The 21851-nt window shown below is 72.5% G+C and carries 6 protein-coding genes; 3 read left to right on the top strand and 3 right to left on the bottom strand.

Annotation, left to right across the window (positions count from 1 at the left end):
• Nucleotides 1-41: 41 nt before the first annotated feature.
• Both ACZ4XJ_RS05695 and ACZ4XJ_RS05700 read right to left on the bottom strand, forming a co-directional pair.
• The gene (locus ACZ4XJ_RS05695; RefSeq protein ID WP_362884143.1) at nucleotides 42-686 is read right to left on the bottom strand and encodes a thioesterase II family protein; all 645 of its coding nucleotides are present in this window, start codon (nucleotides 684-686) and stop codon (nucleotides 42-44) included.
• Between the two features lie 80 nt (nucleotides 687-766).
• A complete protein-coding gene (locus ACZ4XJ_RS05700; protein ID WP_468495413.1) occupies nucleotides 767-1495 on the bottom strand; it encodes a sugar phosphate nucleotidyltransferase in 729 nt (242 codons plus the stop codon).
• A 331-nt stretch (nucleotides 1496-1826) separates the two neighbouring features.
• Between ACZ4XJ_RS05700 and ACZ4XJ_RS05705 the strand changes: the two genes are divergently transcribed.
• From ACZ4XJ_RS05705 to ACZ4XJ_RS05715, 3 genes are all read left to right on the top strand, one after another.
• Entirely contained in the window at nucleotides 1827-2831 is a 1005-nt protein-coding gene (locus tag ACZ4XJ_RS05705) for an ABC transporter ATP-binding protein (protein WP_468495414.1), read from the top strand.
• Complete coding sequence (locus ACZ4XJ_RS05710; RefSeq protein WP_362884137.1) at nucleotides 2828-3685, top strand: ABC transporter permease; 858 nt, start codon at nucleotides 2828-2830, stop codon at nucleotides 3683-3685. The genes ACZ4XJ_RS05705 and ACZ4XJ_RS05710 overlap by 4 nt, the downstream gene beginning before the upstream one ends.
• A gap of 266 nt (nucleotides 3686-3951) precedes the next feature.
• Nucleotides 3952-4893, top strand: a complete 942-nt coding sequence (locus tag ACZ4XJ_RS05715) for an ACP S-malonyltransferase (protein ID WP_468495415.1) — start codon at nucleotides 3952-3954, stop codon at nucleotides 4891-4893.
• A 105-nt stretch (nucleotides 4894-4998) separates the two neighbouring features.
• Here the strand turns inward: ACZ4XJ_RS05715 and ACZ4XJ_RS05720 are convergent, their stop codons facing one another.
• Entirely contained in the window at nucleotides 4999-21846 is a 16848-nt protein-coding gene (locus ACZ4XJ_RS05720) for an SDR family NAD(P)-dependent oxidoreductase (protein WP_468495465.1), read from the bottom strand.
• Nucleotides 21847-21851 lie beyond the last annotated feature (5 nt).

Raw genomic sequence — 21851 nt, forward strand, 5'->3', positions numbered from 1 at the left:
ACCAGGGATGGGAATTCGGTCGCTCACGCCGCGGACCCCGGTCAATGCGGGTCCGCTTCGCCGAGCGAGATCAGCTGGTCGTGCACGATGTTGACCACCTCCCTGCGGTACGTCCTCAGGTATCCCTGGGCTCCGGGGAAGACCTCCAGGTCGAACCCGCCGGAGGTGCTGCGCCGCCACGATCCGACGGCGGCGGGTGTGGCACGCGGATCGTGACGGGCCGCCAGGGCAACAACGCGACAGTCGAGTTGGGGTGGTCCGAGGCTGCCGCGGTGGCCTGGTGCGGTCCGTCCGGAGACGAACAGGGTCAGGGGCGCCGTGTACGTCTCCCGTTCGAGCCGGCAGCCGACGGCGTAGGCGAGTTCGGCTCCCAGGCGGTGTCCGAACAGGGCGAACGGGCGATCGGCCCAGCCCCGTACGGCTTCGAAGACCTTGTCGGCGAGTACCGAACCCGCCTCCGGGTCGAGGTCCTCCTCGGAGATCGAGGAGGGGTACTGGACGATGAGCAGTTCCACGGTGGGCAGGAGTAACTCGGCCATCGCCAGGTAGCACAGCGGCGAGTTCCGTGAGCTCGGGAAGCAGATCATCCGGTAGCTGCTGTGGGCGGCGGGCTGCCGGATCTGGATCAGGCTGACCTCGTCGGGGGTGGTCTCCCCGGCGGGGGGCCGGCTGTGCTCATGGGTCATGCTCCCTGAAACTCCGCATCGGGTGGTGCCTGACGACTCGTGGTCGGGCATACGATCGGCGCCTCCCGTGCGGAGGGCCTTCATGAACGGGTCTGCGGCCTGCCGTGATCGACGGCGGTGTCGGTGACCGTGACAGTGGCCCCGGCGGTGGGCGGGAAGGCGGCCTCGGCGGCGGTCGGGGCGCCCGCCGGGGTGGTGTCCGTGGCGGCGGAGGTGGGTGTGGCCGCGGCGGCGGTCGCGCCGGTGACGACCTCCAGCCCTTGGTCGGCCAGTCGGCGCAGGACATCGGCGAACCCGGCCCCACCGGGACCGGACGTGCCGGGTTCACCGGCTCCGTCGTCGCCCGGGGACGTCGCGTCCTCGACGGCCCGGTGGACCGCTTCCGTGAAGAAGTACACCCCGGGGTGGTCCGGAACCGCCTGCGCGGCCGGGCGGTCGGTGCGGAACCGTTCCAGTTGGTCGCCGATCCCGCCCGGGACGAAGGTGTCGCCCGGGTACGTCACGAAGTCGTCCTCGCCCAACCAGTCCCGCGCGCAGCGCAGGGACTGGGCCGGGCCCGGTGACCGGAGCTGGGGCAGGTAGGTGACGCTGACGCCGAAGCGGGCGCCGTCGCCGACGGCCGCCCGGATCTCGTCGGCGCCCTCGCCGAGGACGATGCCGACGTCGAGGATGCCCGTCTCGGCGATGCCTTCCAGGACGTCGAAGAGGACGGGCCTGCCGGTGGCGGGGGCGGTGGGCCCGGCGGCGGGGGCGGAGGACCGGGTGCGTGGACGGGTGCCGGATCCCCCCGACAGGACGAGTGCTTTCACGGGGTCTCCTCGCGGAAATGTTTGGGGCGATCGGAGAGGATCCGGCGCGGTCACGCGGTAACGCTGCGAGGATATTTCCCGGCGGCGATATTCGATCACCCCTATTCCCCCCTAACCGTTTCCCCATTGCCCCTAGGCCCGTTCAGGGTCGGGTCACCCCGTGACCCCGCATGCTAGACAGGAAGCCATCACTTCCGTGTCCTATTCAGTCGGCGCCCGACGCGCGTCCGGTCACGCGATATCCTTCCCCGCGGACCTCGGCCGCCGTCGTCGCGTCCCACTCGATTCGCAGGCATAAATGAAACCTGAACGATCCGTGGAATCCACTGTCGTGGTCGACGGACTTGTCAAGAAGTACCGGGACCGTGACCGGCCGGCGGTGGACGACCTGAGTTTCTCGGTCCGCCGGGGTGAGGTCTTCGGGTTCCTCGGTCCCAACGGAGCCGGCAAGACGACGACCATCGGCATCCTCACCACCCGCGTGGCCCCCACGGCCGGGCGGGCGTTCGTGCAGGGCGTCGACGTCGTGGCCCATCCCGCCCAGGCCCGGCGGGCCTTCGCCGTCGTGCCGCAGCGCAACAACCTCGACCAGTCGCTCACCCTGCGCCAGAACCTGACCTTCCACGCCGGCTACCACGGCATGGGCCGGGCGGACCGGCGCCGGCTCGCCGACGAGTGCCTGGACTGGGTGGGGCTCGCCGACCGCGGCAAGGACCGCGGCGACCAGCTCTCCGGCGGCCAGGCCCAACGCGTGATGATCGCCCGGGCCCTGATGCACCGCCCCGACGTGCTGTTCCTGGACGAGCCCGCCAACGGACTCGACCCGCAGGCCCGCCGCTTCATCCACGAACGCGTCGCCGAGCTGAGCGGGCGCGGTGTGACCACCGTGCTCACCACGCACGACATGGACGAGGCCGCCCGCCTGTGCGACCGCGTCGGAATCGTGGACCACGGGCGGCTGCTCGCCCTGGACACCCCGCAGGCGCTCATGGAGAACCTGAGCGGTACCGCCTGCACCCTCACGGTACGACCGGCGGAGGGCGGCGGCGCCGAGGTCATCCGGCTGCTGGAGAAGATCGAGGTGGTGACGCGTGTCGAGAACGTGGAGCCGCCCCGCGAGGACGCCCCGGCGGACGGAGCGGCGGACCACCGTCCGCCGGTCGACGCGGACGCGCCCGTACGGCTCCGGCTCTACAGCGACGCGCCGACCGGCACGCTGCTCCCGGCCGCCATCACCAGCCTCTCGGCGGCGAACTGCGACATCAAGGACATCAAAGTGGGCACCGCGACACTGGAGGACGTCTTCATCGCGCTGACCGGCCGGGAGCTGCGATGAGCACCACCACCACCGCCCCCGCGCCCGATCCGGTCGCCGACTTCCCGCGCGAGCTGCGGCCCGCGCCGACCGGCGTCCGCTCGGTGACCCGTACGTTCTTCTTCATCCTGTGGCGGGACGTGTTCGTCACCGGACGCGAACTGGGCACGTTCCTCGCCCAGGTGCTCGTCGAGCCGTTCTTCATCCTGTTCGTCTTCGGCAAGGTCCTCGGCGAACTCGGTTACACCGGGGGCGACTTCCAGCAGGTCCTGTTGCCGGGCGTGGTGGCGCTCAACGCCTTCCTGGTGAGCCTGCAGAACACGGCGCTCCCGCTGATCATCGACTTCTCCTGGAGCAAGGAGATCGAGGACCGCCTCCTGGCCCCGATCCCGATCACCCTGGTGGCCATCGAGAAGCTGGTCTTCGGCATGCTGCGCGGCATCATCGCCTCGCTGCTGATGATCCCGATGGGCTTCCTGGTCCTCGACCACGCGTCGTGGCCGATGGAGAGTTTCCCGGCCACGCTGGGCGTCCTGCTGATGGGTGCGCTGGCCGGCAGCACGGTGGGCCTGACCATCGGCACGCTGGCCCCGGCGCGGCACATCAGCATCGTGTTCGCGGTGACGCTGACCCCGCTGATGTTCACGGGCTGCACGCAGTTCCCGTGGCACGGACTGGCGGACGTCCGCTGGTTCCAGGTGCTGTGCGCCTTCAACCCGCTGACGTACGTCAGCGAGGGGATCCGCGCGCTGCTGCTGCCGCCCGGAGGGCCCGGATCGATCCCGCTGTGGGTGGACGTGTCGGCGCTGACCGCCGCGATCCTGATCTTCGGGGCGATCGGCATCAAGGGCTTCCACCGCAGGGCCCAGGACTGACCCCGTACCCCTCCCCTCCGGCCTCGTGCCCGGACCGGCGCAGCCGCGCCCGCCCGGGTGCGAGGTCTTTTTCTCGACCCGCACATTCCTCCCGGAAGCAAAGGTATTCACGGCTCATGACTCGTCCCGCCGCGATTCACGACGCAACTCACGACGCGACGCACGACACGATTCCCGCCCCCGAAACGACGGATGCCGCCACCGCGGAATCACCCGCGGTCGCATCGGCCGGTTCCCGGACCGGGACCGCGATCGTTTTTCCCGGAATGGGTCCCGCGTCGTTCGCGGAGGTCGGCAAGTTCCTGATGCTCGACCCGTACGCCCGGGTTCGGCTCGCGGAGGCCGACGAGGCACTCGGCTATTCGGTGTTCGACCGTTTCCGGGACGCCGAGGAGGATTACTCGATCGATTTCCAGATCGCGTTCCTGGTGAACTCGATGGCGTTGGCGGACCGGGCCGTGGACGCGCTCGGGGTCACCCCCACCGTGTGCGCGGGGCCCAGCTTCGGTCAGAAGGCCACGGCCGCGTTCGTGGGTTCGCTGTCCTTCACCGAGGTCGTCCGGCTGACCGCGGAACTGGCCCGCTGCGAGGAGGAGTACTTCGCCGACGCCTACGAGGACGTCGTCACGCACTGCTTCGTCCGTACGCCGCAGGACCGGTTGGACGAGATGCTGGCCGGGTTCGACGACCGGGGCGCCTGGTACGACTCCTCCGGCCGGCTCGACGCCGGTTTCCACATGCTGTCCGTGTGCGAGAAGGACCTGGACGCCCTGACGGCGGGCATCAGCGCGGCCGGCGGCTACTCCATGTACTCGATGCGGCCGCCGGTGCACGCCGCGGCGTTCTCCGCGCTGCGCCGCAAGGCCGAGGAGGAGGTCTTCGGCGCGTACGAGTTCGCCGACCCGTCGATGCCCGTCGTCGTCGACCACGACGGCAGTGTCGTGCGGGACGCCGCCGGGATGCGCACGATGATGCTGGACACCTTCGACCGGCCGATCCACTGGCCGGTCATGGTGGAGTCGCTGAAGGGCCTCGGGGTGGGCACCCTGTACGTGACCGGCCCCGACAACCTGTTCCACCGTCTCGACGTCACCAAGGACAACTTCGAGGTCGTCGCCATGGGCCTGCCGAAGAAGCGGGTCCGGGAACGCGAGCGGGCCGCCGCCCTCGACCGGTCCCGCGCGGCGCGCGTGCGACGCGGCGCCTGAGCCACCGGCCCCCGTACGGGGAAGGGCCCCACCCCCGCGGGGGTGGGGCCCTTCCTTGCTGTCAACGACCGTGCGGCCGGGCCCGGTTCGGCGGGCCCGGCGCACTCAGCGCGTGCCGTCCAACCACGCCTCGACGACTTCGGCCGTCGCCTGTGCGTGCTGCTCCATCATGGTGAAGTGGTTGCCGGGAGCGTCCACCACGGTGTGCTCCAGGTCCCAGTAGGAACGCCAGTCGCCGTCCGTGGCACGGTGCCAGTCGAAGAACTGCTCCTGCGCCCGGACCAGCAGCGTCGGAGATTTCACCGTCTCCGGCTTCCAGCCCCCGAAGAGCCGGAAGTAGGCGCCCATCGCCAGCAATCGGTTGTCGTCGACGGGGACGTAGCTGCCCTGGCGCTCGTCGACGCCCTCCGACAGCCCCGGCTGGATGCCGAGGATGGCGTCGTCGTCGTGCGAGTAGATGTCGACCAGCACCACGGCCTCGGGGAAGACCCCGGCGGCCTCCAGCCGGCCGGCCACCGCGTGGGCCAGCATGCCGCCCGAGGAGTGCCCGAGCAGCACGAACGGGGAACCGCCTGTGTGCGCCAGTACGGCCTCGGCCTGCGCCTCGATGACCGCGTCGACGGTCGAGGGCAGTTGCTCGCCGCGCAGGAAGCCGGGGGCCGCCATGGCGTGCACGTCCCGCCGGCCGCGGAAGCCGGACGCGAACCGGGCGTACTGGTGCGGACCGGAGATCGACAGGATCGACGAGAAGCAGACCAGTCCGGGCCCGTCCTGCCCCCGGGCGAGCCGCACGAGGGCGGGTGCCTTGCGCAGCTCGGCGGCCGACGCGAACGACGGCCGGAACCGCGACGCCTGCATGAGCAGTTCCATGAACGGCCCGGACTCGCCCTGCGTTCCCGCTTCCTGGAGCATCGCGCCGAACATGCCGGCGTCGGCGTCCTCTCCGCCTTGCCCCGCCGTACGGCCCGTACCGGCCGCGACGCCCGGGCCCGCGGCGAGTTCGCTCCGCAGCAACTGGGCGACGAGGAGCGGCGTCGGGTGGTCGAAGAGCAGGGTCGCGGGCAGTCGCAGGCCCGTCGCGGCGTTCAGCTGGTTGCGCAGTTCGACGGCGGTCAGCGAGTCCAGGCCGAGCTCCAGGAACCCCTGGGACTCCCCCACCGCGTCGGGCGACGGGTAGGCGAGGACCGCGGCCGCCTGGGCCCGCACCAGGTCGAGCAGCACCCGCTCCTGCTCCTCCGGTGACAGCGCCGACAGGCCCGCGAGGCGCTGCGCGGCGGCGGACGCCGCTGCGGAGCCCGCGCCGTGGCCGGCGGCCCTGCGCAGTCCGCCGCGCACCAGCCCCCGGAAGACGGCCGGGAGGGCTCCGGCGTCCGCCTGGGCCCGCAGCGGGCCCGTATCCAGCCGGATCGCGACGAAGACACTGCCGCCGGTCAAGCCGCACGCCGTGTCGAACAGGGCCAGGCCCTCCTCGGAGGACAGCGGGGCCAGGCCGGCGCGCGCCATCCGCTGGACGTCGGCGTCCGTGAGCTCGCCGGTCATCTCACTGCGCTGCTCCCACAGGCCCCAGGCCAGCGACACGGCGGGCAGTCCCGCCGCACGCCGACTGCGTGCCAGGCCGTCGAGGAAGGCGTTGGCCGCCGCGTAGTTGGCCTGTCCGGGGCTGCCGAGGGTGCCGGCCGCCGAGGAGAACAGGACGAACGCGGCGAGGTCCAGGTCCCGGGTCAGCTCGTGCAGGTGGAGGGCCGCGTCGACCTTGGGCCGCAGGACCGAGTCGATCCGCTCGCCGGTCAGCGACGGTACGAGTCCGTCGTCGAGGTGGCCCGCCGTGTGGATGACGGCGGTGAGCGGGTGCTCGGCGGGTATGCAGGCCAGCAACTCGCTCAGCGCCCGCCGGTCGGACGCGTCGCAGGCGACGACGGCCGCCTCGGCGCCCAGCGCGGCGAGTTCCGCGACCAGCTCGGCGGCGCCGGCCGCGGCGGGGCCGCGCCGGCTGGTGAGGAGCAGCCGCCGCATGCCCCGCCCGGTCACCAGGTGTCGGGCCAGCAGGCTGCCGAGGACGCCGGTGCCTCCGGTGATGAGGACGGTGCCGTCCGGGTCCCACGCGGGGAGCTCCGTACGGTCCGCCGTGTCCTCGACGGTCTCCTCCACCTCGGTCCGGTCGACGGGGACCCGGGCCAGCCTCGCGGCGTGCAGGACTCCGTCACGGACGGCGAGTTGGGGTTCCCCGCTCCCGACGGCGACGGCGAGCAGCGCGGCGAGCTCCGCCGGCACGGCGCCGGGGGCCCCGCCCGTGGTGTCCGCGTCGAGGTCGAGCAGCAGGAACCGGCCGGGGTTCTCCGACTGGGCGGACCGCAGCAGCCCCCACAGCGAGGCGTGCGCCAGGTCCGGCACGCCCTCACCGGGCCGTACCTCGACCGCTCCGCGGGTGACCAGCACCAGCCGGGCCTCGGCGAACGCCTCGTCGGTCAGCCAGGTCTGTACGAACTCCAGGGCCTCGCGGGTGGCCTGCCGGGCGGCCTCGGCCGTGTCCGAAGCGGACGGCGTACCGGGCGCGGCGTACGTGACCAGCACGGTGTCCGGTACCGGCTTGCCCGCGGCCACCACGCCGGAGAGGACGTCCAGGTCCCCGTACACGTCGGCGGCGATGCCGGCGGCCCGCAGGGTGTCTTCCAGTCCGAGGGGGTCGTTCCCGACCAGCGCCCAACGTCCGTCGGTGCGAGCGGGGTTGCCGGTGAGAGCGGGCCACTCCAGTTGGAAGAGCGACTCGTGGAACGCGGGCCGGTTCGACGGCAGTCGGGCCGGGTCGAGCGTCCTCAGCAGCAGCGACTCCACCGACACGACCGGCCGGCCGTCCCCGTCGAAGGCCGCGAGGGACACGCCGCCCGAACCGGTGGGGGTCAGCCGTACCCGCAGCGCGTCCGCGCCCACGGCGTGCAGACCGACGCCCGTGAAGGCGAACGGCACCCGCATGCGGGCTTCCCCGGCCGGCTCCTCGCCGTCGTCGGCGGTGAGGAAGGACCCCAGGGCGAGGCCGTGCAGCCCCGCGTCGAGGAGCGCCGGGTGCACGCCGAAGTGGGCGGCGTCGGCCTGCGGGCCTTCGGCCAGGGCGAGTTCGGCGAACAGTTCGTCGCCGTGCCGCCAGGCGGTCCGCAGGTTGCGGAAGGCCGGCCCGTACGCGTAGCCACCGGCGGTGAACAGCTCGTACAGGTCGCTCACTTCGAGCTCCTCGGCGCCTGCGGGAGGCCAGGCCTCCAGCGCGGCCGGGGCCGGCGGGGCGGTCCGACCGTCCGCCGCGCCGAGCACACCCGCGGCGTGCCGGGTCCACGGCTCGTCCAGGCCGCGCACGTCCTCCTCGTCCCGGGACTCCGGACGCGAGTGCACGTGCAGCGCCCGCCGGCCGTCCGCGTCGGGCGCGGCGACCGTGAGGCGGAGTTGGAGCGCCCCTTGTTCGGGGAGCACGAGCGGTGATTCCAGGGTCAGTTCCTCCAGGAAGGCGGAGCCGGCCCGCCGTGCCGCGTGCAGCCCGAGCTCCACGAGGGCGGTCCCGGGCAGCAGTACGGCGTCCGCGGCCCGGTGGTCGGCCAGCCAGGGATGCGTACGCAGGGACAGCCGACCGGCGAACAGGAACCCGTCCGAGTCGGGCAGCTCGACGGCCGCACCGAGCAACGGGTGCTGGGCCGCGCCGAGCCCGGCGGAGGCGACGTCGCCGACGGCGGACACCGGCACGTCGATCCAGTACCGGTCGCGCTGGAAGGCGTAGGTCGGCAGGTCGACGCGCCGGGCATCCGTGTTCGCGAACACGGCGTCCCAGTCGACGGTCACACCCCGCACGTACGCCTCACCGAGCGACAACCAGAAGCGCTCCAAGCCGCCCTCGTTGCGGCGCAGGGAGCCCAGGACGGCCGCCTCGCGGCCCGCGTCCTCCACGGTCTCCTGCATCCCGACGGTCAGGACGGGGTGGGGGCTCGACTCGATGAACACGCCGAAGCCCTGGTTCAGGAGGGTGCGGGTGGCTTCCTCCAGCTCCACGGTCTGCCGCAGGTTGCGGAACCAGTAACCCGCGTCCAGCTCGGGGCCGTCGACCCACCCGCCCGTCACGGTCGACAGGAACGGCACCCGCGCGGCCTGCGGAACGATCGGCGCGAGCAACTCGGCCAGCTCATCGCGCAGCAGGTCGACCTGGGCGGAGTGCGAGGCGTAGTCCACCGCGATCCGCTTGGCACGGATGCCGTCGGCCTCGCAGGCGGCGAGGAGTTCTTCCAGGGCCTCGACCTCACCGGAAACGACCACCGAGGAAGGGCCGTTGACAGCGGCGACGGAAATCCGCGCTTCGCCCCACGTGGCGATCCGCTCACGCACCTCGACAGCGGACAGGGGCACGGAGACCATGCCACCCAAACCGGCCAGCACCCGACCGATCGCCTGGCTGCGCAGGGCAACCACCCGGGCCGCATCCTCCAGCGACAGGATCCCCGCCACACACGCGGCGGCGATCTCACCCTGCGAATGACCGATCACCGCACCCGGACGCACACCCGCCGCCCGCCACACCTCGGCCAACGACACCATGACGGAGAAAAGGGCCGGCTGAACCACATCCACCCGATCGAACGACGGCGCGCCCTCCACACCGCGCAGGACATCGGTCAACGACCAGTCCGTGAACGGCTCCAACGCCTTGGCGCACGCGTCGATCCGCGCCGCGAACACGACGGAGGAGTCCAGGAGGCCCGCCGCCATGCCCACCCACTGCGAACCCTGGCCGGGGAAGACGAACGTCGTCTTGCCGTTGCTCGCGGCGCCGCGGGCGAGGCCCGCTGCCGCGGTCTCGTCCCTGAGGGCGGTCAGGCCGCGCAGCAGCTCGCCGCGGTCGCCGGCCACGACCACCGCCCGGTGGTCGAAGGCGGCCCGGGTGGTGGCCAGGGAGTGGGCCACATCGACGGCCCTGAGGTCGTCCGCGCCCTCCAGGTGGTCCAGGAGACGTGCGGCCTGACCGAGGAGCGCGTCCGCCGACTTCGCGGAGAGTACGTACGGCAGCGCCGTAGGGGCCGTGTCGGTCGGGGTGGCGGGCCCGGGGGTGTCCTCGTCCGGAGCCTGCTCGATGATGGTGTGCGCGTTGGTGCCGCTGATGCCGAACGAGGACACGGCGGCCCGGCGCGGTCGGCCCGTCTCCGGCCAGGGGGTGGCCGATTCGAGGAGCGAGACCGCTCCTGCCGACCAGTCGACGTGCGGGGTGGGCTCGTCGACGTGCAGGGACTTGGGCAGGACACCGTGCCGTATCGCCTGAACCATCTTGATGATGCCCGCGACGCCGGCGGCGGCCTGCGTGTGACCCACGTTGGACTTGATCGAGCCGAGCCAGAGCGGCTGCTCGTCCGTGTGCTCCTGACCGTACGTGGCCAGCAACGCCTGGGCTTCGATCGGGTCGCCGAGGGTGGTGCCGGTGCCATGGGCCTCGACGACGTCGACCTCCGCCGCGGACAGCCCCGCGTTGGCCAGGGCCTGGCGGATGACGCGCTGCTGGGACGGGCCGTTCGGGGCGGTCAGGCCGTTGGAAGCACCGTCCTGGTTGACGGCGGATCCGCGGACGACCGCGAGGACGGGATGGCCCTTGGCCCGGGCGTCCGAGAGTCGCTCCACGAGGAGCATGCCGACGCCCTCGCCCCAGGCCGTGCCGTCGGCCGCCGCCGCGAACGGCTTGCAGCGGCCGTCCGTCGCGAGTCCGCGCTGGACGCTGAAGGCGATGAACGTCCCAGGGGTGGCCATCACCGCGACGCCGCCGGCGAGCGCGAGGTCGCATTCGCCACTGCGCAGGGCCTGCACGGCCAGGTGCAGCGTGACCAGGGAGGAGGAGCAGGCGGTGTCGACGGTGACGGCGGGACCTTCGAGGCCGAAGGTGTAGGAGACGCGGCCCGAGGCGACACTGCCCGAGCTGGAAGTCCCCATGTACCCCTCCAGGCCCTCGGGGGCCCGGTGGAGAAGGGTGCCGTAGTCGTTGTACATCACGCCCGCGAAGACACCGGTGCGGCTGCCGCGCATCGACGCCGGGTCGATGCCGGCCCGCTCGAACGCCTCCCACGACGTCTCCAGCAGCAGACGCTGCTGCGGGTCGGTGGCCAGGGCCTCGCGCGGCGAGATCCCGAAGAACGTCGGATCGAAGTGGTGCGCGTCGTGCAGGAAGCCACCGGTCGGGCTGTAGTCGGCGCCCGGCCGGGTGGGGTCGAGCAGTCCCGAGAGGTCCCAGCCGCGGTCGTCGGGCATGTCGGAGATGGCGTCGCGGCCGTCCGCGACGAGTCCCCACAGTTCCTCGGGCGAGGTCACCCCACCGGGGAAGCGGCAGGCCATCGCGACGATGGCGATCGGCTCGTCATCGTGCGCGGAGGCCATGAGCGGGGCCGCTGCCGCCGCCTCCTGGCTGCCGAGGAGCTCGGCGTGCAGGTACTCCGCCAGGACGGTGGGCGTCGGATAGTCGAAGACCAGCGTCGCGGGCAGACGTACGCCGGTGGCGGCGCCGAGCCGGTTGCGGAGCTCGACGGCCGTCAGCGAATCGAAGCCGACCTCGCTGAACGACCGCGCCGGGTCGACCGCCTCCGGACCGGCGAAGCCGAGAACGGCGGCCACCTGGCCGCGTACCAGCTCCATCACGGCGCCCGGCTGTTGGTCCTGCGGCAGCGCGGCGACCAGTCGGGCGAACGCGCCACCGGAGGCCGTACCGCCCCGGGCCGCACGGCGCGATGGCGTGCGGACGAGGCCGGAGAGCAACGGCGGCAGCATCCCGCCACCGGCTGCGGAGCGCAGGGCGGCCAGGTCCAGCTTGACCGGCACCAGCAGCGGCTGCCCGGAGGCGCATGCGGCGTCGAACAGGACGAGGCCTTCGGCGGCGGTGAGCGCGTCCACGCCACCCCGACCGAGCCGGGAGACGTCCTCGGCATCCAGGGTGTCCCCCATGCCGCCCGTCTCGGCCCACAGACCCCAGGCGAGGGAGGTCCCCGCCAGACCCTGGGCGTTGCGGTGGGCGGCGAGGGCGTCCAGGAACACGTTGCCCGCCGCGTAGTTGGCCTGACCCGCACCACCGAACACACCGGCGGCGGAGGAGAACAGCACGAACGCGGACAGGTCCAATCCTGCCGTGAGTTCGTGGAGGTTCCACGCGGCGTCCACCTTCGGACGCAGTACCGCCGACAACCGCTCGGCACTGAGGGAGCCGATGACACCGTCGTCCAGCACACCGGCCGTATGCACCACACCGGTCAACGGGTGCTCCACCGGAATGGCCGCCAGCACGGCCGCCAACGCAGTCCGATCGGCGACGTCGCAGGCCGCCCAGGACACCTCGGCACCCAGACCGGCCAGCTCCGCCGACAACTCCGAAGCGCCTGCGGCCGCCTCACCACGACGGCTCACCAGCAGCAGGTTCCGTACACCGTGCTCGGACACCAGGTGACGGGCGAACAACCCGCCCAACGAGCCGCTCGCACCCGTCACCAGCACCGTGCCGTCGGCGGCTCCCCATTCCGGGGAGGGCGCCTCGGCGGCGAGTACCGCGCGGACCAGCCTCGGTACGAGGAGAGCGCCACCGCGCACCGCGACCTCGGGCTCGCCCGAGGCGACGGCGGCGGCGAGGGCCTCCCGCACGTCACCATCGGCATCGACGTCCACCAGCGCGACGCGGCCCGGGTTCTCCGACTGCGCCGACCGGACCAGACCCCACACCGCGGCGTGGACGAGGTCGGCCGGGCCTTCGCCCGGTGCCGCGCCGACCGCGCCGCGGGTCAGGAAGACCAGCCGGGAGTCCGCGAACCGATCGTCCGACAGCCACTGCTGGAGGAGCGTCAGCACACGTCCGGTTTCGGCGTGCACCGCACGGGCCGTGTCCTCGGTGGCCGGCTCGACACAGGGCACGACCAGCGTCGCCGGGATGTCGGCGAGGTCCGCGAGGTCCGCGAGGTCCGCGAGTCCGTGCGCTCCCGCTTCCAGCATCCGCCAGTTGTCGAAGGCGCCGATCACCGAAGGGAGTTCGGTCCACTCCACGCCGAACAAGGAGTCGCCGTGACCGTTGGCCGGTCGGCCGAGCTGTTCGGGAGAGAAGGCGCGCAGGGCGAGGCTCTGCACGGTCGCGACGGGGACGCCCTCGGTATCGGCGATCTCCAGTCGTACCGCGTCCGTACCGGCGCGGGAGAGTCGGACCCGGAGGGAGTCCGCTCCGGTGGAGTGCACGCGGACCCCGGACCAGGAGAACGGAAGCCGCGCCTGGCCGGTGTCCTCCACGAGGGAGCCGAGGCTGATGGCGTGGAGTACGGAGTCGAGGAGTGCGGGGTGGATCGTGAACTGTTCGGCGGACGGGCCGGTTTCGTCACCTAGGCTCACCTCGGCGAACACCTCCTCGCCGTGCCGCCACGCCGCACGCAGCCCCTGGAACACGGGTCCGTAACCGAAACCGGAATCCGCGAGACCCTCGTACAGGCTCTCGACGGCCACCGCCTCCGCACCGACCGGCGGCCAAACAGCCAGCTCGAAGGCAGGACCCTGCGCCTCACCCTCGGCTAGCGTCGCGGTCGCGTTGCGGACCCACGGCTCGTCCTCGGCCGCCAACGCGTCGCGGGAATGGAACACAACGGATCGCCGACCCGACTCGTCCGGCGCACCCACGGTGATCTGAACCTCGACACCCCCCTCCTCGGGCAGCACCAACGGTGCCGCCAGGGTCAGTTCGTCGATCAGGTCGCATCCGACCTGGTCGCCGGCGCGCAGCGCCAGTTCGACGAAGGCCGTACCGGGCAGCAGGACCGAGCCCATGACGAGGTGGTCGGCGAGCCACGGGTGTCCGGCGAGTGACAGTCGCCCGGTGAGCAGCAGTCCGTCGGCGTCGGCCAGGTTCACCGAGGCGCCCAGCAGCGGATGGTCGGCCGGGCGCAGACCGGCGGCGGCCGCGTCGGCGAAGGATCCGACGGGGACGTCGATCCAGTACCGCTCGTGCTGGAAGGCGTACGTCGGCAGGTCGACGCCCCGGGCGCCGGTGCCCGCGAAGTAGGCCTCCCAGTCGACGGGGACGCCCCGCGCGTGGGCCTGGGCGAGGGCCCGGGTCAGGGTCGCCGCTTCGGGGCGACCCTTGCGCAGCGCCGGGGCGAAGGCATCGGAGTCGGCGTCCGCCGTCAGGCAGCCGTGCGCCATGGCGGACAGGACTCCGTCCGGGCCGAGTTCGACGTACGTGGTCACGCCGGCGGCTTCCAGCGTGCGGACACCGTCGAGGAAGCGGACGGCCTCGCGGACGTGCCTCACCCAGAAGTCCGCCGAGGCCATCTCGCCGTCGGCGATCAGGGAACCGGTCAGGTTGGAGGCGATCGGGATGCTCGGGGCGGAGAACGACAAGCCCGCCACCACTTCGCGGAAGGCGTCGAGCATGCCGTCCATGTGCGGGGAGTGGAAGGCGTGGCTGACGGTGAGGCGCTTGGTCTTGCGGTCGGTGAGCGACGCGGCGATGGCCACGGCCGCGTCCTCGTCACCGGCGATGACGACGGACTTCGGGCCGTTGACGGCCGCGATGCTCACGCCGTCCGTCAGCAGCGGCAGGATCTCCGCCTCGGACGCCTGGACCGCGATCATCACGCCACCGGTCGGGAGTGCCTGCATGAGGCGCCCACGGGCCGCGATCAGCGTGCAGGCGTCCTCCAGCGAGAGGACTCCGGCGACGTGTGCGGCGGCGATCTCACCGACGGAGTGACCGGACAGGAAGTCCGGCCGCACGCCCCAGGATTCGATGAGCCTGAACAGTGCCACCTCGACCGCGAACAGCGCCGGTTGAGCGTACTCGGTGCGGTGAAGGAGATCGGCGTCGTCCCCGAACAGGACGTCCTTCAGCGGGACTTCGAGACCGAGCCGCTCCCCCACCGCATCGAGGGCGGCGGCGAACACCGGCTGGCTGTCGTACAGTTCGCGCCCCATGCCGAGGCGCTGGCTGCCTTGGCCGGTGAACAGGAAGGCGAGCTTCCCGTATCCGGGCGCGCCCACGGTGCCGGTCTTGGCGCCGGTCGGGACCGGGTTGCCGTCCTCCAGGGCGGTCAGGCTCCGGAGCAGCTTCTCGCGGTCCCCGGCGACGACGACGGCGCGATGGTCGAACGCGGCGCGCCGGCTTGCCAGCGAGTAGGCGACGTCCACGCCGGCGAGTCCGGGCTCCTCCGTCAGGTGGGCCCGCAGGCGGGCGGCCTGGTCGCGCAGCGCGTCCACCGACTTCGCGGAGAGCACGTAGGGCAGGACGGAGGGGGCCGCGCCGGTCGGGGTGGCGGGCGCGGGGGTGTCCTCGTCCGGGGCCTGCTCGATGATGGTGTGGGCGTTGGTGCCGCTGATGCCGAACGAGGACACGGCGGCTCGCCGCGGCCGGCCGGTCTCCGGCCAGGCCACCGACTCCGTGAGCAGGGAGACCGCGCCGGCGGACCATTCGACGTGCGGGGACGGCTCGTCCACGTGCAGGGTCTTGGGGACCGTGCCGTGCCGCATCGCCTGGACCATCTTGATGATGCCCGCGACGCCGGCGGCGGCCTGCGTGTGACCCATGTTGGACTTGATCGAGCCGAGGAGCAGCGGCTGGTCCCCGGCCCGCTCCTGCCCGTAGGTGGCCAGCAGTGCCTGGGCTTCGATCGGGTCGCCGAGGGTGGTGCCGGTGCCGTGGGCCTCTACGACGTCGACTTCAGCGGCGGACAGCCCCGCGTTGGCCAGGGCCTGGCGGATGACGCGCTGCTGGGAGGGCCCGTTGGGGGCGGTGAGGCCGTTGGAGGCGCCGTCCTGGTTGATCGCCGAACCACGGACCACGGCGAGTACCGGGTGACCGTTGCGGCGGGCGTCGGAGAGCCGCTCGACGAGCAGCATGCCGACGCCCTCGCCCCAGGCCGTGCCGTCGGCGGCGGCCGCGAACGGCTTGCAGCGGCCGTCGGTCGCGAGTCCGCGCTGGCGGCTGAAGGCGATGAACGTGCCGGGGGTGGCCATCACCGTCACGCCGCCGGCGAGCGCGAGGTCGCACTCACCGCTGCGCAGGGCCTGGGCGGCGAGGTGGAGGGTCACGAGGGAGGAGGAGCAGGCGGTGTCGACGGTGACGGCGGGGCCTTCGAGGCCGAAGGTGTAGGAGACGCGGCCCGAGGCGACACTGCCCGAGCTGGAGGTCCCCATGTACCCCTCCAGTCCCTCGGGGGCCCGGTGGAGAAGGGTGCCGTAGTCGTTGTACATCACGCCCGCGAAGACACCGGTGCGGCTGCCGCGCATCGACGCCGGGTCGATGCCGGCCCGCTCGAACGCCTCCCACGACGTCTCCAGCAGCAGACGCTGCTGCGGGTCGGTGGCCAGGGCCTCGCGCGGCGAGATCCCGAAGAACGTCGGATCGAAGTGGTGTGCGTCGTGCAGGAAGCCACCGGCCGTGCTGTAGCTGGTGCCCTGCCGGTCCGGGTCGGGGTCGAAGAGGCCCTCGATGTCCCAACCCCGGTCGGTGGGCATGTCGGAGATGGCGTCGCGGCCTTCACGGACGAGCCGCCAGAGGTCCTCCGGCGACCGGACGTCGCCGGGGAAGCGGCAGGCCATCGCGACGATGGCGATCGGCTCGTCATCGTGCGCGGAGGCCATGAGCGGGGCCGCTGCCGCCGCCTCCTGGCGGCCGAGGAGCTCGGCGTGCAGGTACTCCGCCAGGACGGTGGGAGTCGGGTAGTCGAAGACCAGCGTGGCGGGCAGACGAACGCCGGTGGCGGCGCCTAGCCGGTTGCGGAGCTCGACGGCCGTCAGCGAATCGAAGCCGACCTCGCTGAACGACCGCGCCGGGTCGACCGCCTCCGGACCGGCGAAGCCGAGAACGGCTGCCACCTGGCCGCGGACGAGACCCAGTACGGCGGCCGACTGCTGATCCTGCGGCAGCGCGGCCACCTGCCGGGCGAACGCGCCACCGGCACCCCGCGCGGCCCGGCGGGCGGGCGTGCGGACGAGGCCGGAGAGCAACGGCGGGAGCATCCCGGTGCCGGCCTGGGCGCGGAGTGCGCCCATGTCCAGCTTGACCGGCACCAGCAGGGACTGGCCCGTGGCCGGCGCCGCGTCGAACAGCGCCAGCCCCTCGGCGGCGGACAGCGCGTTCACGCCGCCCCGGCCGAGCCGGGAGACGTCGTCCGAGTCCAGGGCGCCACCCATACCGCCGACCTCGGACCACAGGCCCCAGGCGAGCGAGGTGCCCGCCATGCCCTGGGCCCGGCGTTCGGCGGCGAGGGCGTCCAGGAAGGTGTTGGCCGCCGCGTAGTTGCCCTGGCCCGCGCCACCGAACACACCGGCGGCGGAGGAGAACAGCACGAACGCGGAGAGGTCCAGGTCGCGGGTCAGTTCGTGGAGGTTCCACGCGGCGTCGACCTTCGGGCGGAGTACCGCCGACAGCCGCTCGGCCGTCAGGGAGCCGATGACTCCGTCGTCCAGCACCCCGGCCGTGTGCACGACGCCGGTCAGCGGGTGCTCCGCCGGGATGGCCGCCAGGACGGCCGCCACCGCGGCCTGATCGGCGACGTCGCAGGCCGCCCAGGACACCTCGGCGCCCAGACCGGCCAGCTCCGCCGACAGCTCGGGGGCCCCTGCGGCCGCCTCACCACGACGGCTCACCAGCAGCAGGTTCCGTACACCGTGCTCGGACACCAGGTGACGGGCGAACAACCCGCCCAACGAGCCGCTCGCTCCCGTGACCAGGACGGTGCCCTCGGCACTCCACGCCGCGGGCGATTCCTCACCCATCGCGGCACGCGCCAGCCGCGGTACGAGGAGGCGGCCCTCGCGGACCGCGACCTCGGGCTCGCCCGAGGCGAGGGCGGCGGCGATGACCTCCCGCACGTCACCGTCGGCATCGACGTCGATCAGCACGATGCGGCCCGGGTTCTCCGACTGCGCCGACCGCACCAGGCCCCGTACAGCGGCACGGGCCGGGTCCGGGATGCCCTCGGCGGGCGCGGCTGCCACGGCACCGCGGGTGAGGAACGCGAGACGTGAGTCCGCGAACCGGTCGTCGCCGAGCCATTCCTTGAGCAGGGCCAGGGCCCGCCCGGTCTCGGCGTGCGCCGCGTCGGCCACGGTGCCGTCGACCGGCTCCAGGCACGGAACGACCAGTACGGCCGGAATGTCGCCGCCCTCGGCCACGGCCACACCGAGCCCGGCGAGGTCCGCGAACACCTGGGTACCGTCGCCCAGCATCAGCCAGTCGTCGGCGGAGCCCGCCGGCGTGGCCGTCTCGCTCCACTCCACGCGGAACAGCGAGTCACCGTGAGCGTTGGCCGGTCGTCCGAGCTGTTCGGGCGAGAAGGTGCGCAGGGCGAGGCTGTGCACGGTCGCGACGGGAGCGCCGTCGATGTCGGCGAAGTCCAGGCGTACCGACTGCGGTCCGGCCTTGGAGAGTCGTACGCGCAGCGTGTCCGCCCCGCCGGCGTGGACGCGGACCCCGGACCAGGAGAACGGAAGCCGCGCCTGACCGGTGTCCTCCACGAGCGAACCGAGGCTGATGGCGTGCAGCGCCGAGTCGAGGAGCGCGGGGTGGATCGTGAACTGCTCGGCGGACGGGCCGGTTTCGCCACCGAGGCTCACCTCGGCGAACACCTCCTCGCCGCGCCGCCACGCCGCACGCAGCCCCTGGAACACGGGTCCGTAACCGAAACCGGAATCCGCGAGACCCTCGTACAGGCCCTCGACGTCCACCGCCTCCGCACCGACCGGCGGCCAAACAGCCAGCTCGAAGGCAGGACCCTGCGCCTCACCCTCGGCCAGCGTCGCGGTCGCGTTGCGGACCCACGGCTCGTCCTCGGCCGCCAACGCGTCACGGGAATGGAACACCACGGATCGCCGACCCGACTCGTCCGGCGCACCAACGGCGATCTGAACCTCGACACCCCCCTCCTCGGGCAGCACCAAGGGTGCCGCCAGGGTCAGTTCGTCGATCAGGTCGCATCCGACCCGCTCGCCGGCCTGGAGCGCGAACTCGACGAACGCCGTACCGGGCAGCAGGGCTGAGCCCATCACCCGGTGGTCGGCGAGCCACGGATGCGTCGTCAGCGACAGCCGTCCGGTGAGCAGCAGCCCATCGGCGTCCGCGAGGGTGACGGCGGCGCCGAGCAGCGGATGATCGGCGGACCGGAGGCCCACGGTGGTGACGTCACCGCCGAGGGTTCCGGCGTCGAGCCAGTAGTGCTCGCGCTGGAAGGCGTACGTGGGCAGGTCGACCTGCGCGGCTCCGGTGTCGGAGTGGTACGCCTGCCAATCGACGGCGATGCCTCGGACGTGGACCTGGGCGAGGGCCGTGACGACGGTCTCCGCCTCGGGGCGGTCCTTGCGCACGGTCGGTACGAAGGCGGTGGCATGGTTGTCGTCGGAGGTCAGGCAGAGCTGCGCCATCGCGGACAGGACGCCGTCCGGGCCGAGTTCGACGTACGTGGTCACGCCGGCGGCTTCCAGCGTGCGGACACCGTCGAGGAAGCGGACCGCCTCGCGGACGTGCCGTACCCAGAACTCCGCCGAACCCATCTCACCGTCGGCGATCAGAGCGCCGGTCAGATTGGAGACGATCGGAATGCTCGGAGCGGAGAACGACAGGCCTGACACCACCTGCCGGAAGGCCTCCAACATGCCGTCCATGTGCGGCGAGTGGAACGCGTGACTCACCGCGAGCCGCTTGGACTTACGACCGGCCAAAGCATCCACGACCGCCACGGCCGCGTCCTCGTCACCCGCGACGACCACCGCACGCGGACCGTTGATCGCCGCGATGCTCACCCGATCCGTCAGCAACGGAAGGACCTCGTCCTCCGCCGCCTCCAGCGCGATCATCACACCACCCGCCGGCAGCGCCTGCATCAACCGACCACGCGCCGCCACCAACGCGCACGCGTCCGCCAACGACAACACACCGGACACGTGCGCGGCAGCGATCTCACCGATCGAATGCCCGGACACGAAGTCCGGCCTCACACCCCACGACGCCAACAACCGGAACAACGCCACCTCGACCGCGAACAACGCAGGCTGCGTGAACCGGGTCTCACCCAACAGATCGCCATCCGACCCGAACAGAACCTCCCGCAACGGAAGTTCGAGATCCAACGACTCGCACACCGCGTCCAACGCCTCCGCGAACACCGGGTAGGCGTCATACAGTTCACGGCCCATCCCCAGCCGCTGACTGCCCTGACCGGTGAACAGGAACGCGAGCTTGCCCCGGGTCGCGATCTCGCCCCGGACGATCCGCGCCGCTGCCGCGGACGTGTCGTCGGAGGCGAGTGCGGCCAGGTCCGCGAGGGCGCGGTCCCGGTCGCCGGCCACGACGACGGCGCGGTGTTCGAGGGCGGCGCGGCCGGTGGCCAGGGAGCGGCTGATGTCGACGGCCGACTGCTCGGGGTGGGCCCGCAGGTGGGTGAGCAGGCGCTCGGCCTGGGCTCGCAGGGCCTCCTCCGTACGGGCCGAGACGGGCCACGGGAGGGCCGGGGGTACGACGGTGCGGCGCGGCGGCGCGGCCTCCGCGCCCTCCGCGCCGTCGACCCCCACGCCGTCGCCCGCCGTGCCACCGGCTCCCGTCGCGTCGGGGGGTGTGGCTCCGGCGGCCTCGGCGGGGATCTCCGCCGGTGCCTGCTCGATGATGGTGTGCGCGTTCGTGCCGCTGATTCCGAACGAGGAGACGGCGGCGCGGCGCGGCCGCCCGGTCTCCGGCCAGTCGAGCGTCCCGCGCACCAACGAGACGGCGCCGGCGGCCCAGTCGACCTTGGTCGACGGCTCGTCCACGTGCAGCGTCTTCGGGATCCGGCCGTTGCGGATCGCCATGACCATCTTGATGACGCCCGCCACGCCGGCGGCGGCCTGGGTGTGCCCGATGTTCGACTTGACCGAGCCCAGCCACAGCGGGCGGTCCTCGGTGTGTTCCCTGCCGTACGTGGCCAGCAGCGCCTGCGCTTCGATCGGGTCGCCGAGGGTGGTGCCGGTGCCGTGCGCCTCGACCACGTCGATGTCGGCGGCCGTCAGTCGGGCGTCGGCCAGGGCCTGGCGGATGACGCGCTGCTGGGAGGGCCCGTTGGGGGCGGTCAGCCCGTTGCTCGCGCCGTCCTGGTTGACGGCCGAACCCCGGACGACGGCCAGCACGCGGTGCCCGTTGCGCCGCGCGTCGGAGAGCCGCTCGACGAGCAGCATGCCGGCGCCCTCGCCCCAACCGGTGCCGTCGGCGGCGTCCGCGAAGGACTTGCACCGGCCGTCGAAGGACAGGCCGCGCTGCTTGCTGAACTCGGTGAAGGTACCGGGGGTCGGCATGACGGTGACGCCGCCCGCGAGGGCGAGCGTGCACTCGCCCTTGCGGAGCGCCTGCATGGCGAGGTGCAGGGTGACCAGGGAGGACGAGCAGGCCGTGTCGACGGTGAGCGCCGGGCCCTCCAGGCCGAACGTGTACGAGACGCGGCCGGAGGCGATGCTGCTGGAGCCCCCGGTGCCGAGGTAGCCCTCGACCTCCGGCGGTACGGCGCGCAGTCGGGACGCGTAGTCGTGGTACATGACGCCGGTGAACACGCCGGTGCGGCTGCCGCGCACCGACGTCGGGTCGATGCCGGCCCGCTCGAACGCCTCCCACGCGATCTCCAGCAGCAGCCGCTGCTGGGGGTCCATCGCGACGGCCTCGCGGGGCGAGATGCCGAAGAACTCGGGCTCGAAGCGGTTGGCGGTGTGCAGGAAGCCGCCTTCCCGCACGTAGCTCGTGCCTCGGCCGTCGGGGTCCTCGTCGAACAGTGCCCCCGTGTCCCAGCCCCGGTCGGTCGGGAAGGGCGAGATGGCGTCGGTCTCATCGGTCACCAACCGCCAGAGGTCCTCGGGGGACTCGACGTCTCCCGGGTAGCGGCAGCTCATTCCGACGATCGCGATCGGCTCCTGCTCCTCCGACTCGACCTCCTGGAGCCGGCGGCGCGTCTCGTGGAGATCGGCCGTCACCCGCT

The sequence above is a fragment of the Streptomyces sp. NPDC029836 genome (assembly GCF_055574495.1).